Source organism: Sphingomonas sp. Leaf30 (genome assembly GCF_001422525.1).
GTDB classification, from domain to species: domain Bacteria; phylum Pseudomonadota; class Alphaproteobacteria; order Sphingomonadales; family Sphingomonadaceae; genus Sphingomonas; species Sphingomonas aerolata.
Genome location: NZ_LMKZ01000001.1, coordinates 1,187,358 through 1,200,753, shown reverse-complemented (window position 1 = coordinate 1,200,753; position 13,396 = coordinate 1,187,358). Strand labels below are relative to the sequence as shown.

General features: G+C 66.3%; 15 protein-coding genes. 9 read left to right on the top strand and 6 right to left on the bottom strand.

Going from position 1 to position 13,396, the window contains the following annotated elements; translation table 11 throughout:
- Positions 1-6: 6 nt before the first annotated feature.
- The 5 genes from ASE89_RS05560 (at position 7) to ASE89_RS05540 (ending at position 5,332) form a co-directional block, all read left to right on the top strand.
- Complete coding sequence (locus ASE89_RS05560; protein ID WP_056674749.1) at positions 7-1,575, top strand: class I adenylate-forming enzyme family protein; 1,569 nt, start codon at positions 7-9, stop codon at positions 1,573-1,575.
- Positions 1,572-2,348 carry a thioesterase family protein gene (locus tag ASE89_RS05555; protein ID WP_056674747.1) on the top strand — a complete coding sequence of 259 codons (777 nt, stop codon included), beginning with the start codon at positions 1,572-1,574 and terminating at the stop codon, positions 2,346-2,348. The genes ASE89_RS05560 and ASE89_RS05555 overlap by 4 nt, the downstream gene beginning before the upstream one ends.
- A gap of 148 nt (positions 2,349-2,496) precedes the next feature.
- A complete protein-coding gene (locus ASE89_RS05550; RefSeq protein ID WP_056674745.1) occupies positions 2,497-3,147 on the top strand; it encodes a hypothetical protein in 651 nt (216 codons plus the stop codon).
- A gap of 84 nt (positions 3,148-3,231) precedes the next feature.
- Entirely contained in the window at positions 3,232-3,951 is a 720-nt protein-coding gene (locus ASE89_RS05545; RefSeq protein WP_031395033.1) for a response regulator, read from the top strand.
- Between the two features lie 52 nt (positions 3,952-4,003).
- A complete protein-coding gene (locus ASE89_RS05540; RefSeq protein WP_082451241.1) occupies positions 4,004-5,332 on the top strand; it encodes a sensor histidine kinase in 1,329 nt (442 codons plus the stop codon).
- A gap of 144 nt (positions 5,333-5,476) precedes the next feature.
- Here the strand turns inward: ASE89_RS05540 and ASE89_RS05535 are convergent, their stop codons facing one another.
- The 4 genes from ASE89_RS05535 to ASE89_RS05520 form a co-directional block, all read right to left on the bottom strand.
- Positions 5,477-6,766, bottom strand: a complete 1,290-nt coding sequence (locus ASE89_RS05535; RefSeq protein ID WP_031395035.1) for an MFS transporter — start codon at positions 6,764-6,766, stop codon at positions 5,477-5,479.
- Positions 6,766-8,853: a M3 family metallopeptidase gene (locus ASE89_RS05530; RefSeq protein WP_156363284.1), complete on the bottom strand. Its 2,088-nt coding sequence runs from the start codon at positions 8,851-8,853 to the stop codon at positions 6,766-6,768. Before ASE89_RS05530 ends, ASE89_RS05535 begins: the two co-directional genes overlap by 1 nt.
- A 177-nt stretch (positions 8,854-9,030) precedes the next feature.
- Positions 9,031-9,249 carry a hypothetical protein gene (locus ASE89_RS05525; RefSeq protein WP_056674739.1) on the bottom strand — a complete coding sequence of 73 codons (219 nt, stop codon included), beginning with the start codon at positions 9,247-9,249 and terminating at the stop codon, positions 9,031-9,033.
- Positions 9,246-9,980: a Crp/Fnr family transcriptional regulator gene (locus ASE89_RS05520; protein ID WP_056675406.1), complete on the bottom strand. Its 735-nt coding sequence runs from the start codon at positions 9,978-9,980 to the stop codon at positions 9,246-9,248. The genes ASE89_RS05525 and ASE89_RS05520 overlap by 4 nt, the downstream gene beginning before the upstream one ends.
- 122 nt (positions 9,981-10,102) lie before the next feature.
- Between ASE89_RS05520 and gntA the strand changes: the two genes are divergently transcribed.
- Together gntA and ASE89_RS05510 are read left to right on the top strand one after the other, a co-directional pair.
- Positions 10,103-10,801 carry a guanitoxin biosynthesis heme-dependent pre-guanitoxin N-hydroxylase GntA gene (gntA, locus tag ASE89_RS05515; RefSeq protein ID WP_056674737.1) on the top strand — a complete coding sequence of 233 codons (699 nt, stop codon included), beginning with the start codon at positions 10,103-10,105 and terminating at the stop codon, positions 10,799-10,801.
- Complete coding sequence (locus tag ASE89_RS05510; RefSeq protein WP_056674736.1) at positions 10,794-11,375, top strand: DUF1989 domain-containing protein; 582 nt, start codon at positions 10,794-10,796, stop codon at positions 11,373-11,375. Before gntA ends, ASE89_RS05510 begins: the two co-directional genes overlap by 8 nt.
- Before the next feature lie 39 nt (positions 11,376-11,414).
- Here the strand turns inward: ASE89_RS05510 and ASE89_RS05505 are convergent, their stop codons facing one another.
- On the bottom strand, positions 11,415-11,825 hold the full coding sequence (locus tag ASE89_RS05505; protein ID WP_056674733.1) for a (deoxy)nucleoside triphosphate pyrophosphohydrolase: 411 nt from the start codon (positions 11,823-11,825) through the stop codon (positions 11,415-11,417).
- A 31-nt stretch (positions 11,826-11,856) separates the two neighbouring features.
- Here ASE89_RS05505 and ASE89_RS05500 point away from each other — a divergent pair, with 31 nt between their 5' ends.
- On the top strand, positions 11,857-12,072 hold the full coding sequence (locus ASE89_RS05500) for a Flp family type IVb pilin (protein WP_414711882.1): 216 nt from the start codon (positions 11,857-11,859) through the stop codon (positions 12,070-12,072).
- A 120-nt stretch (positions 12,073-12,192) separates the two neighbouring features.
- Positions 12,193-12,363 carry a Flp family type IVb pilin gene (locus ASE89_RS05495; RefSeq protein WP_056675403.1) on the top strand — a complete coding sequence of 57 codons (171 nt, stop codon included), beginning with the start codon at positions 12,193-12,195 and terminating at the stop codon, positions 12,361-12,363.
- 76 nt (positions 12,364-12,439) lie between these two features.
- Here the strand turns inward: ASE89_RS05495 and ASE89_RS05490 are convergent, their stop codons facing one another.
- Complete coding sequence (locus ASE89_RS05490; RefSeq protein WP_056674732.1) at positions 12,440-13,387, bottom strand: acetyl-CoA carboxylase carboxyltransferase subunit alpha; 948 nt, start codon at positions 13,385-13,387, stop codon at positions 12,440-12,442.
- Positions 13,388-13,396: the final 9 nt, after the last annotated feature.

Below are 13,396 nucleotides of genomic sequence, written 5' to 3'. Positions count from 1 at the left end.
GCGGATATGACGATCGCCTCCGATTTGCTCGCTACCGGCTTCGCGACTCTGCCGGATCTCATCCGCGCCCATGCCCAAGAACGCGGATCATCGACCGCCATCGCAGATTCGCAGGGCAGTATCGACTATGCGACGCTCGACCGGACGATGGACCGCGTGGCGGCGGTGCTGCAACGCGACGGCATCGCCGCGGGACAGGCGATCGCGATCGTCGCCGCGCCGTCGACCAGCTATCTTTCTGTTTTCCTTGGCGCGGTACGGGCCGGCTGTGTCGCGACGCCAATCGCGCCGTCGGCAACCCCCGCGGCGATCGCGGCGATGATCGCGGACAGCGGCGCACCGATCGTCGTCCTGGACGAGGCCATGGCGCAGGCTCTGGCGAACGAACGCGTCACCGCGCGGATCCTGCTCCTGTCGGACGCTAACCTGCCGCCCGAGGGGCCGTCCGGCGACGCCGAGCTGTTGGAGCGCTGGCTCGCGCCCGATGGTGCACGCCCCACGCCCGTGGCGATCGCACCTGGCGATGCGTTCAACATCATCTACTCGTCGGGCACGACCGGTACGCCCAAGGGGATCGTCCAGAGCCATGCGATGCGCTGGGCGCATATCGCGCGCAACAGCGCCGCGGGGTTCGACACTGCGGTCACGATGATCGCGACGCCGCTCTATTCGAACACCACGCTGGTCAGCGTCCTGCCGACGCTCGGCTGGGGCGGCAGCGTCGTGCTGATGGGCAAGTTCGACGCGCGCGGCTATCTGACGCTCGCCGAGCGCTACCGCGCGACGCACACGATGCTCGTCCCCGTCCAGTATCAGCGGATCATGGCGCTCCCCGATTTCGACGCGTTCGACCTGTCGGCCTTCCGCTTCAAGACGAGCACAAGCGCGCCCTTCTCCGCCGCGCTCAAGGCCGACGTCGTCGCGCGCTGGCCAGGGTTGCTCGTCGAGTTCTACGGCATGACCGAAGGCGGGGCGAGCTGCGCGCTCAACGCGACCGCGCATCCGACCAAGCTGCACAGCGTGGGTCAGCCGATGCCGGGGCACGAGATCCGCCTGATCGACGATGACGGTGTCGAGGTGCCGCCGGGCGAATTGGGCGAGGTCGTCGGCCGCTCGCCCGCGATGATGAACGGCTATCACGGCCGGAGCGATGCGACACGCCACGCCGAATGGCATGATGCCGAGGGCAACCGTTATATCCGCCACGGCGATGTCGGGCGGTTCGACGAAGACGGCTTCCTCATCCTGATGGACCGCAAGAAGGACCTGATCATCTCGGGCGGGTTCAACATCTACCCCTCCGACCTCGAGGCGGTGCTTGGGCAGCATCCCGACGTCGCCGACTGCGCGGTAATCGGCATGCCGTCCGACGCATGGGGCGAGACGCCGGTCGCGGTCATCGTCCCTCGCTCGCCCGAGGCTAACCCGGCGGAAATCCTGGCGTGGACCAACGCGCAGCTAGGCAAGACCCAGCGCCTGTCGGGCATCCATCCGACCAGCGAACTCCCCCGCAGCGCGATCGGCAAGGTGCTTAAGCGCGAACTGCGCGACCGGCTGACGGGCACGCCGGCATGACCAGTCTCCGACAGGCGATCGATGCGCTGCACCCGACCAAGGGCGGCTGGCGCGGGACCGTGCCGGACAATTGGTTGCAGGGGCGCACCGCCTATGGCGGGTTCTCGGCCGCGCTCGCGCTGCATGCGGCGCAAATGTCGGACACCGACCTGCCACCGCTCCGGTCGGCGCAAGTCGCGTTCATCGGGCCGCTGTCGGGCGACATCGTCATCCGCGCGACGCGGCTAAGACGGGGCCGCAATGCCGCATTCGTCCAGGCGGACGTCGAAAGCGCGGCGGGGCTCGGGCTGCGCGCGACCTTTGTCTTCATGGGGCCGATCGCCTCGCGCGTCGACCACCACACCGGCACCGCGCCCGCCTTCGCGGTACCCGACGCCGACACCGCGACCTATCGCGGCCACAGCGCGGTCGCCTTCTCGCGCAATTTCGATCTGCTCGACCGGCGCGACGACAGCGTCGGCCCCGCCGAATGGCTGCGCTGGGTCCGGCTGGCGGATCGCGAGGGGCTCGATCCGATGGTCGAACTGATTGCGGTCGCGGACTGCCTGCCACCCTCCGCGCTCAAGCTGCTCGGCGGGCCGGCACCGCTCAGCTCGATGACCTGGCTGCTCAACATTCTCGGCCCGCAACCGGTGACGCAGGATGGCTGGTGGCTGCTGCGCGCGACGACCGACTATGTCCGCGACGGCAGTTCGAGCCAGTCGATGGCGATCTGGAACGCGCAGGGCCTGCCGATCGCCGAACAGATGCAGAGCGTCGCGATCTTCGCCTGACGGCCACGTCAGGTCGGCCGCCCGCGAATGTGACGTGCACGATACAGATTGCGACAGTTTATCCGTCACCTGACAAAGCGTCGCGACAGCCGATCGCCATAACCGGGATATTCGATGGGGATCAGCCCCGTCCGACCGGAGATACGCGATGCGCAAGACCCTGCTCACGCTGGCGCTGACCGCCAGCAGCTTTGCCGCCACGGCATGCGGCGCACAGTCCGCCCCCGCCGACCGCGCCGACGCCGACGCCACCAGCGCCGCCAATCGCGCCGCGCTGCAGACGACCATCGCCGGCCAGGCGCAGGCGGCGCCCGCACCGGCCCCCCGCGGTCCCGGTCCGCGGCACGCAGGCCGGATGCGCGGCGGGCCGATGATGCAGGCTGACACCGATCGCGACGGCATCCTCACCCGCGCCGAAGTCGTTGCGCAGGCCGAGGCCCAGTTCGCCCGATTGGACGCCGACGGCGATGGCATCGTGACCGCGGCCGAACGCCAGGCGGCACGCGAAGCGATGCGCGACCGTCGCGAGGCCCGGATGGCGGCACGCGGCAAGACGCTCCCGCCCGAGCGTGCCGGTATGGCGGACGGCAGGAAGGGCCAGATGATGCGCGGCAGGCGCGGCGGCGATGACGGCGTGCTCACACGCGCCGAATTCATCGACCGTGCCGGGCAGCGTTTCGACCGGATGGACGCCAATCATGACGGACGGCTCGACGCGGGCGAGCGACCCGATCGCCGCGCAATGCGCCATGGTCGCGGGCATCGGATGGACCGGCCGGGTGGCGACATCGATCAGTAATCCGCCCCCCTGCCCCTGCGCGCCGGACGGTCTGCGATCGTCCGGCGCTTCCTTTGGACACGCACCATGCTAGACGTCGCCCCCATGGGAGACATGCCGCATCTGTTGCTCGTCGATGACGAGCGTTCGATCCGCGAGCCATTGGCCGCCTATCTGACCAAGCAGGGATTTCGCGTCACGCAGGCGGGCGACGCGGAGGCCGCGCGGACGCGGCTGACCGCCTATGCGATCGACCTCGTCATTCTCGACATCATGATGCCGGGCGAGGACGGGCTGAGCCTGTGCCGCCACATCGCCGCGACCAGCGACGTGCCGGTCATCCTGCTGACCGCCCGCGCCGAGGAAACCGACCGGATCGTCGGGCTGGAGATGGGCGCCGACGACTATGTCGTGAAGCCTTTCTCGCCGCGCGAACTCGCGACGCGGGTGAAGGTCGTCCTGCGCCGCGCCACCGCGGGCGGCGCACGTCAGCATGCGCCCGAAGCCAATTCCTACGCCTTTGCCGGCTGGGTGCTCAAATCGGGCGAACGCGCGCTGGTCGACCGTGAGGGCGTGTCGGTGCCGTTGTCGACCGGCGAGTACAACCTGTTGCTCGCACTCGTCACGCGACCCCGCCAGGTCCTGACCCGCGACCAGCTGCTCGATCTGACCCAGGGGCGCGAGGCCGCTGCGTTCGATCGCGCGATCGACAATCAGGTCAGCCGGCTGCGCCGCAAGATCGAGGCGGATGCCAAGACGCCCGAACTGATCAAGACGGTCTGGGGCGGCGGCTATACGCTGGCGGCCGAGGTCATCCGCCTGTGATCGCGCACCCGTGACGGCGTCCCGGCCCTGGCCGCGCAGTCTGGCAGGGCAGATGGCGCTGCTGATCGCGCTCGCCCTGTTCGTCGCGCAGGCGATCAATTTCGGGCTCATCCTTCGCGACCGGACCGAATTTCGTCTCGCTCAGGCCACACGACCGGTGGCGACACGGATTGCCGATGCGCTCGAACGCGAGGCGCATGCCGGGCGGCCGCTGACCGCCGACCGCGGCCGGGTCCGTCGCCTCACCGCCAATCCGATCGCCCCCTTCGCCTATCAGCGGCATCCGGAGGTCGCGGCGGAACTCCGTCGCCAGCTTGCCGACCAAGGGCTGACGGTGGGCCGGATCGATACCGGCCTGCGTCCGGTTTCCGACGACGATGAAGGCCCCCGGCGGCGGGAGGGTCTTCGCAAGACTGACCGGCAGAGCGAGCGACAGGGCGACCGGCAGGGCGGAACGCTGGTGATCGCGGTCGAACAGCCGGGCCGCGGGTGGCTGGCGATCACCGCGCCGTGGCCGCAGCCGGGCTGGCGGCTGCTGTTCGCGCTGTTGAGCCAGACCGCGATCCTGTACGTCATCGTGCTGCTGCCGGTGCTGTGGATCGTCCGGCGGATGTCGCGCCCGTTGCGCGATCTGCGCGCCGCGGCGGAGGCGTTCCGGCCGGGCGAGCCGGGCATCGCGCTGTCGGTTCGCGGCCCCGACGACGTCGCCGCGCTGGTCGCCGCGTTCAACGCGCTGCGGCTGCGCGTCACCGCGATGCTCGACGAGAAGGATCGGATGCTCGGTGCGATCGGCCATGACCTGCGCACGCCGCTGGCAGCACTGCGTGTCCGTATCGAATCGGTCGAGGACGACACCGATCGCACCCGGATGGCGGACACGATTGCCGAGATGAACCGCACGCTCGACGACATCCTTTCGCTCGCCCGGCTCGGCCGCCCGAGCGAGCCACCGACCGATGTCGATCTGGCGGCGCTGGTCGACGCGGTGGTCGAGGATTTCCGCGATATCGGTGACAATGTGACGTTCGTCGAGGCGGGCCGGCTGCGGATGCACCTGCGCCCGTCGCTGATCCGGCGAGCGGTGCGCAACCTGATCGAGAACGCGGTCAAATATGGTGTTTCGGCAGAGGTCCGCGTCGAGGCGGATGCGCGTCGCGTCGCGATCATCGTCGCCGATCAGGGACCCGGGATCCCCGAGGATCGCATGGGCGACGTGTTCGATGCGTTCACCCGGCTGGAAACGTCGCGCAACCGTGAAACCGGGGGCATCGGGCTGGGCCTTGCGCTCGCCCGCGCCATCATCCGCGAGGCCGGCGGCGAGATCCGCCTCGTCAACCGCACGGGCGGCGGCCTCGACGCGATCATCGAACTCCCGCGCTGAGGCGTAGCCGGGCGCACACGTCCCCCAAAATCCGTCATCCTGGGCTCGACCCAGGATCCAGAGCCACGCATGCTGCGACATTGGGCTCTGGATCCTGACTTTCGTCAGGATGACGGAGGTTGTGGGGCGAGCGGGCCGAAGCCCCTAGTCCTCGACGATCTGGCTGTTCGTCCGCGTATCCTTCATCCGCAGATACACGATCAGCGACACCGCAATCATCCCGGTCACATACCAGTAGAAGCCGCGCTCGAACCCAGAATCCTTGAACTTGAGCGCGACATATTCGGCGGTCCCGCCGAACAGCGTGTTGGCGAGTGCGTAGGGCAACGCGACGCCCAGCGCACGAATATGCGCGGGAAACAGCTCCGCCTTCACGACTGCGTTGATCGAGGTGTAGCCCGTCACGATCAGCAGCGCCGCCATTACGAGCAACCCGGCATAGACCGGGTTGGTCGCCGTCTCGAGCGCGGTGAAGATCGGATAGGTGAACAGCACGCCTGCAATGCCGAACGCGATCATCAGCGGCTTGCGGCCGACCCGATCCGACAACCCGCCCGCGATCGGCTGGAGCAGCATGAACACGAACAGCGTCGCGGCATTGATCTGGCTCGCCACTTCGCGGCTGAAACCGCTCGTGTTCACCAGGAACTTCTGCATGTAGATCGAGTAGGCGTAGAAGGCGAGCGTACCGCCTGCGGTCAGCAGCATCACCGTCATCGTCTCGCGCGGATGCTTGGTGATCAGCTGGAGGAAGCCCGACTTGGGCTTGCCGTCGCCCGCCTCGGACTTGGCATTCTCGAAGCTCTGCGTTTCGGCCAGCCCGCGACGAATATAGAACACGACCACGGCCAGAACCGCACCGATCGCGAACGGAATGCGCCAGCCCCAGGAATCGAGTGCCGCCTCGCTCATCGTCGACTGCAGCACCAGCAGCACGCAGATCGCGAGCAGCTGTCCCGAGATCAGCGTGACATACTGGAATGACGAGAAGAACCCGCGGCGATCCTTGCCTGCCATCTCGGTCAGATACGTCGCCGACGCGCCATATTCACCGCCGACCGACAACCCCTGCATCAGGCGTGCGATTACCAGCATGATCGGCGCGAACACGCCGATCGTCTCGTATCCCGGCGTGCAGGCGATGATCAGCGACCCCGCGCACATCAGCGTCACCGCGACGGTCAGCCCCGCCTTGCGGCCGTGGCGATCGGAATAGACCCCCATGATCCACGCGCCGATCGGCCGCATCAGGAAGCCGACGGCGAAAATCGCCGCCGCGCTCAGCAGCTGCGCGGTGCGATCCGTCGACGGGAAGAAATGCGGCGCGAAGTAGAGCGTGAAGGCCGAATAGACGTACCAGTCGAACCACTCGACGAGATTGCCGGTCGATCCGCCGATGATCGCTTTCAGGCGAGTTTTCTGATCGGGGGCCATTATTTCGCGTCCTGTGCGGCTTGAGTTGGGGCAAAGCCGCGCTTCTTGAGCAACGCGTTCACATCCGGGTCGCGATCGCGAAAGGCGCGATACGCCTCGGCACGATCGGTCTCGTTACCCGTCGACAGCAGGAGCCTTGCGAACTTGTCCGCGGTCGGCTTGTCCCAGGGGCTGCCCGCCTCCTCGAACGCGGCGAACGTGTCCGCGTCCATCGTCTCGGACCAGAGATAGCTGTAATAGCCCGCCGAATAGCTGTCGGACGAGAACAGATGCTGGAACTGCGGCACGCGGTGCCGCATCACCAGCTGCTTCGGCATGCCGATCTCGGCGAGCGTCGCAGCCTCGAATGTGTCCGGGTCGATCACGCCATTGGCCACGGTGTGGATCTTCATGTCGACGATTGCCGACGACAGATATTCCGCGGTGGCAAAGCCCTGGTTGAACGTCCGGGACTTCTCGATCTTGTCGAGCAGATCCTGCGGCATCGCCGCCTTGGTCTGGTAATGCCGCGCATATTTGTCGAGCACGTCGCGGGTGAGCAGCCAATGCTCGTTCACCTGGCTCGGATATTCGACGAAGTCGCGCGGCGTCCCTGCAAGGCCCGGATACTGGACGTTCTGCAGCATCGCGTGGATCGCATGGCCGAATTCGTGGAACAGCGTCTGCGCATCGTCGAGGCTGATCAGGATCGGCTCGCCGGGTGCGCCCTTGGCGAAGTTATTGTTGTTCGACGACAGCACCAGCTGCGCCGGGGCCAGCCCGCGCTGCCCGCGATAGGTGTTCGCCCAGGCGCCCGACCGCTTGCCCGTCCGCGCGAAATCGTCGCGGTAGAACAGCCCGACATCCTTGCCGGCCTTGTCCGTCACGCTCCACACACGCATGTTCGGCTCGAACACCGGCACCGTGCCGGTGATCTCCTTGAAGGTCAGCCCGTACAGCCGGTTGGCGGCGTAGAGCGACCCCTGGATGATGTTCCCGAGCTCGAAATACGGCTTGAGCTGCGCCTGATCGAGATCGTACCGGCTTTTGCGGACCTTCTCCTGGTAGAAGCGGTAATCCCAGGGCTCGATCGTCACCGACGCGCCGGCGATCTTCTGCATGTCCGCGACTTCCTCGGCAACGCGCCCCTTGGCGGCGTGCCAGACACGCATCATCAGGTCCATCGCCGCGGCGGGCGTCTTGGCCATCGTGTCCTGCATCCGCCAGTCGGCATGCGTCTTGAACCCGAGCAGATGCGCGCGGTCGGCACGCAGCTTGACGATCTGTGCGATCGTCGCGTTCGTGTCGTTGGCATCGCCGTTATCGCCGCGATTGACGAACGCGCGCCACACCTTCTCACGCAGGGCGCGGTCGGTGGCGTAGGTCAACACCGGATCGACCGCGCTGCGCGTGTTGACGATCGCGAAGCCCGGCAGCTTGCGCTCGGCCGCCGCGGCCTTGGCGACCGCCTTCACGCTGTCGGGAAGCCCGGCCAGCTGCGCCTCGTCGGTGACCGAGATCGCCTTGCTCTCGTCGGCGAGCAACTTCTCGCCAAAGGTCGAGAACTGCGTCGCGAGCTGCTGGTTATACTGAGAAAGCTGCGCCTTCTGGGCATCGTTCAGTGTCGCGCCCTGGCGCACATAGCTGTCATAGATCCGCGTCACGAGCCGGATCTGCTGCGCGTCCAGCCCGCTCGAATTGCGCGCGTCGTAGACCGCCTGGATCCGCGCAAACAACGGCTTGTCGAACGTGATCGCATCCGACGCGGCGGAGAATTTTGGCGACCATTCGCGGTCGAGCTTCTGATAGGCGGGCGTGTTCATGTTGCCCGTCATCACGCCGAACAGCGTCATCACCTGCCCGTAGCGCTTGCCCGCAAGCTGCATCGGCACGATCGTGTTCGCGAAGGTCGGCTTGGCCGGGTTGTCGGCGATCTTGCGATATTCGGCGGTGCGCTCCGCCAGCGTCGTCTCGAACGTTTGCGGGAACAGTTCGGGGCGGACCTTGTCCCAGGGCGGTACCCCGCCGGCGGGGCCGGTCCAGTCGGCAAGCAGCGGGTTGGCGGTGGGCGCGACCGCGGTCTGCGCCATGGTAGATGCTGACGCCATCAATGCAGCTGCACTGACTGCGAAGGGTAGAAATTGCACATGGTTCTCCCGGACGATGTTGACGCCATCATAGAGACAATGTGCAGATGCGGAACCCCGCGTGCCGCGGCGGCACCCCCCGGCCCGCGCTGGCAGGCCGTGTCCAGGGCGCCAAAGGACCGCTCAGGCTGCCCGGGACTAGACGTCGTCGGACGCCTCTGAATGCCCATCCATAGCACTTGAAGGCGGGGTCTGCTGTTCAGCCAGACGTGCCGCCTCGATCAGTCGGCGGCCCGTTTCGGCCGCCGCCGCGGGCGTCATCGCGATCGCCAAGCCATTGGGACCATCGAGCGTCACCTGCCCCTGCTCGGCCGCCGCTACGCCCGGCTCGTCCTCCGGCTTCAACCTGTCGTTCATGCAAAGGCTCCGGCGGGGGTGGCGCTCGTCCCGTAAAGATAGTCGGGATGAAATTCCCCAACACTCGCCAGCCCGGCTGGATCCATGATCTCGACGGTATTTGCCCGGAATGTCACCAGCTTGCGCTCTCGCAGCAAGCGCAGCACGCGATTGACGTGGACGCCGGTGATGCCGCAGGCCTCCGCCAGATCGGGCTGGGTCATCGGCAGCGCGTAGCAGCCGTCCTTCGCCAAGCCGACCATCGCCAGTCGTGCGTAGATCTCGCAGAACAGATGCGCCACGCGGCCCTCGGCGCCGAGCCGCCCCATCCGGAAAATCCATTCGCGGTGCATCGCCGCATCGAGCAGCGTGCTGAACCAGAGCCGCTGCGTCAGATGCGGATGCCGTTCGGTGATCGTCTTCAGCGTCTCATGTTCGAACGTCGCGACCTTTACCGGCCCCAATGTGGCGACGTCATGATCCAGCCGCTTCATCGGGAAGGCGTGAAGATCGACAAAATCCCCCGGGATATGGACGGCGACGAGCTGCCGCAGACCATCCCGATCATCCATATAACGGCAGATGAACCCTTCGAGCAGCAGCGTGCTCGTCTGGACGGGCTGGCCGGCACGCACGAGGCGATGGCGCGGCGGCAGCGACCTTACCTCGGCGACGCTGTCCTCTAGGATCTGCTTTTCCTGTGCGCTCAGGTCCTCGCGGCCTCGGCCCAGCAAGAATTTTTCCGTCAGCATGCCTGTTTCCCCACCGCAATACCGCGCGCGTGACGCGCTCATCAGCGGATTCATATTGATTGAGATGAGTCAATCGCATCGAAGGCGAAACAAAGCCGCCGTCCATCTGTTCCTCGTCGACCATGTATCAGCCGCAATCCCAAAACGACCATCCGCTCGCACGCGCGTTCATCGCGACGATCAAGGACACTGCCTTCCCGTGTGTCGGCGCCAAGTCGGCGCTCGCGAAGGGGCAGATGGACATCATCGTCGCGCGCGACCTTCGATCGGCGTGGGACGACCTGCGCATCCTGCCGATGCTGGGTGACACGGTCCGCAAATATCATGAAGACCGCGCGATCTTCCGGACGCTCGTGGTGCTGTTCGAAGGCCCTGCCGACAGCGCGACGCACCTGAGCGAAGAGGAATTCGAATCGCACCTCTGGGCGCGGGCCCAGTCGCTGAGCGACAAGGACGCGTGGCTAGGCCATCGTCCCGATCCCTCGGTCAGCGCCGATCCCGACGATCCGCATTTTTCGCTGAGCTTTTCTGGCGAGGCGTTTTTCGTTGTCGGCCTGCACCCGCAGGCTAGCCGTCCCGCGCGGCGTTTCGAGGCACCAGCGATGGTGTTCAACCTCCACGACCAGTTCGAGGTGCTGCGGACGCAACAGCGCTACGACAAGCTGCGGACGTCGATCCTGGCGCGCGATCTCGAGCTGGCGGGGTCGATGAACCCGATGCTTGCGCGCCACGGCGAATCGAGCGAGGCACGCCAATATAGCGGGCGGGTCGTCGACGATTCCTGGAAATGCCCGTTCAAGCGGAGCAGTGCACATGGTTGAGACGATCAGCCCCCGGTCGGGGACCGCCTTCACGCTCGATCACGGCCAGACGCTGACCGTGATCGATCCCGAGGGCCGGCAGGTCGCCGATCTTCTGGCTTATAGCCGCGCCGACACGCGCGAGGTGATTTCGTCGGGGCGGACGCTGGACTATGCCAGCCGGCTCTATCTCACCACGGGCGACCGGCTCTATTCGAACCGCAGCACCGTGATGCTCGACATCATCGCCGACGATGTCGGCCGGCATGATTTCCTGCTGACGCCGTGTTCGAAGGAAACCTTCGCGATCATCTACGGCGACACCGATCCACACCGGGGATGCTTCGGCAATCTCGCGGCGGCGCTCGCGCCTTTTGGTATCGAGCCGGACGCGATCCCGGTCGCGTTCAACTGCTTCATGAACGTGCCGATCGATGGCACGACGGGGGCGTTCACGGTCGAACCACCGCTCAGCCGCGCTGGCGACACCGTCACGTTCCGCGCAGAGATGGACCTGATCATCGGCCTGACCGCTTGTTCCGCGCTCCAGTCCAATGGCGGCGCGTTCAAACCGATCCAGTACCGGATCGACTGACGCCGTCTGTCCTTTGGCGCCGAAACGCCGGAGGTGCGCTCACAACAAGGCGTCGAGCAGTCCGATCAACGGCCGGTCGGCAGGTGGCATCGGCAGGTCGTGCATGTCCGCCGGGCGGACCCAGCGTAACGCGGTCGCCTCGAGCGCGCGCGGCACGCCGGTCCATTTGCGGGTGATATACAGCAGCAGGAGCAGATGCCGGTCGTCGAGCGGCGCACTGGCAAAGGCGGCGGGGGCAAGGCAGGCCTGCGGCACGGTGATGGCCAGTTCCTCCTCGAGCTCGCGGATCAAGGCGGCTTCGGGCGTCTCGCCTGACTCGACCTTGCCGCCCGGAAACTCCCACAGCCCGGCGAGCGAGCGGCCCTCGGGGCGCTGCTGCAGCAGGACGCGGCCATCCGCATCGACCAGCGCGGCGGCGACGACCGGCAATAAGTAAGCGGCTTTGGTCATTCGTTAATCTCCGCGCTGTATAGGGCACGCCATGAGGCCGAAGCTGATCGTCGTAAAGACCATGCGTCGCAAGATCCGCGCCGCTGCGGCCGCGCTCATCACCGACCGCCGCGGCGCTACCGCAGTTGAATACGGGCTTATTCTTGCGCTCGTCGTTCTCGGCATGATTGCCGGACTCGTCTATCTTGCTGATGGCACTACGGCGCTTTGGGGCATGCTGCACAACCGAGTGGCTAACGCGCGCTAACCATAGCAAAAATCCGCCCGTTTAAGCTTTTCTCAATGGGTCACGTCTAGTCACGGAATTGCTGATCCGGTGTAGCCCCGGGCGGCCGGGTGACTGATGCTTTTAACGATGGAGACCGGAATGCAGACGCTTCGGAAGATTTTCAAGAACACCAAGGGCGCAACCGCAATCGAGTACGGCCTGATCGCCGCGCTGATCGCCGTCGCAGCCATCGCCGCGATGCAGGGCCTGGGTGGCAGCCTGAACAAGACGTTCAACAACGTCTCGACCAAGCTGAACACGGCCGGCTGATCCCGTCGATCCTCGGATCGAACGGTCGGCATAGGGCGGCGAACCTTCGGGTTCGCCGCCCTTTTTGCTGTTGGGGTCAGAGACGGCCCATTTTGAGGAACTTGGCCTGGCGCGCCTTGCGCAGCTCGGCCGGCGACAACGGGACGAGCGAGTCGAGTGCATCCGTCAGCGCGCTGCCCAGTGCGTCGATCGCCACCGCGCGGTCGCGGTGCGCGCCACCCAGCGGTTCGGGCACGATCGTGTCGATCACGCCGAACGCCTTAAGATCCTGCGCGGTGATCCGCATCGCCTCGGCGGCCTCGGCCGCCTTGTCCGCGGTACGCCACAAGATCGACGCACAGCCTTCGGGGCTGATCACCGAATAGATGGCATGTTCGAACATCAGCACGCGGTTGCCCGCGGCGAGCGCGACTGCGCCGCCCGATCCGCCCTCGCCGACGATCGCCGAGACGATCGGCACGCCTGCGTTCAGGCAGGCTTCGGTCGACCGGGCAATCGCCTCCGCCTGCCCGCGCTCTTCAGCCTGGATGCCGGGAAACGCCCCCGACGTGTCGACCAGGGTTACGATCGGCAGGCCGAAACGGTCCGCGAGTTCGACGAGGCGGATCGCCTTGCGATAGCCCTCGGGCTTGCCCATGCCGAAATTGTGCCGCAGCCGGCTCGCGGTATCGTCGCCCTTCTCATGGCCGAGCACCATGATCTTGCGGCCGCGAAACGTCGCAAAGCCTCCCAGGATCGCCTGGTCGTCGCCGAACGCTCGGTCACCGGCCAGCGGCACGAATTCCTCGAACAGTGCGGCGGCATAATCCTTGAAGTGCGGCCGCTCGGGATGGCGCGCGACCTGCGTCTTCTGCCACGGCGTCAACCGGGCGAAGGTGTCCTTCAGCAGCTTGTCGGATTTCGCCTGCAACCGCATGATATCGGCGGACAGATCGAGATTGCCATCGCTGGCGGTCTCACGAAGTTCGTCGATCCGCCCCTGCAGTTCGGCGATGGGTTTCTCAAAGTCGAGGAAGCTTGGCATCCGAGTCGG

Excerpts from the sequence above, each read along its gene's own strand:
- ASE89_RS05545 (WP_031395033.1), top strand. The coding sequence starts at position 3,232 with ATGGGAGACATGCCGCATCTGTTGCTCGTCGATGACGAGCGTTCGATC.
- ASE89_RS05505 (WP_056674733.1), bottom strand. The coding sequence starts at position 11,825 with ATGACCAAAGCCGCTTACTTATTGCCGGTCGTCGCCGCCGCGCTGGTC.
- ASE89_RS05490 (WP_056674732.1), bottom strand. The coding sequence starts at position 13,387 with ATGCCAAGCTTCCTCGACTTTGAGAAACCCATCGCCGAACTGCAGGGG.
- ASE89_RS05555 (WP_056674747.1), top strand. The coding sequence starts at position 1,572 with ATGACCAGTCTCCGACAGGCGATCGATGCGCTGCACCCGACCAAGGGC.
- ASE89_RS05530 (WP_156363284.1), bottom strand. The coding sequence starts at position 8,853 with ATGGCGTCAGCATCTACCATGGCGCAGACCGCGGTCGCGCCCACCGCC.
- gntA (WP_056674737.1), top strand. The coding sequence starts at position 10,103 with ATGTATCAGCCGCAATCCCAAAACGACCATCCGCTCGCACGCGCGTTC.
- ASE89_RS05495 (WP_056675403.1), top strand. The coding sequence starts at position 12,193 with ATGCAGACGCTTCGGAAGATTTTCAAGAACACCAAGGGCGCAACCGCA.
- ASE89_RS05540 (WP_082451241.1), top strand. The coding sequence starts at position 4,004 with ATGGCGCTGCTGATCGCGCTCGCCCTGTTCGTCGCGCAGGCGATCAAT.
- ASE89_RS05500 (WP_414711882.1), top strand. The coding sequence starts at position 11,857 with ATGAGGCCGAAGCTGATCGTCGTAAAGACCATGCGTCGCAAGATCCGC.
- ASE89_RS05560 (WP_056674749.1), top strand. The coding sequence starts at position 7 with ATGACGATCGCCTCCGATTTGCTCGCTACCGGCTTCGCGACTCTGCCG.
- ASE89_RS05520 (WP_056675406.1), bottom strand. The coding sequence starts at position 9,980 with ATGCTGACGGAAAAATTCTTGCTGGGCCGAGGCCGCGAGGACCTGAGC.
- ASE89_RS05510 (WP_056674736.1), top strand. The coding sequence starts at position 10,794 with ATGGTTGAGACGATCAGCCCCCGGTCGGGGACCGCCTTCACGCTCGAT.
- ASE89_RS05550 (WP_056674745.1), top strand. The coding sequence starts at position 2,497 with ATGCGCAAGACCCTGCTCACGCTGGCGCTGACCGCCAGCAGCTTTGCC.
- ASE89_RS05525 (WP_056674739.1), bottom strand. The coding sequence starts at position 9,249 with ATGAACGACAGGTTGAAGCCGGAGGACGAGCCGGGCGTAGCGGCGGCC.
- ASE89_RS05535 (WP_031395035.1), bottom strand. The coding sequence starts at position 6,766 with ATGGCCCCCGATCAGAAAACTCGCCTGAAAGCGATCATCGGCGGATCG.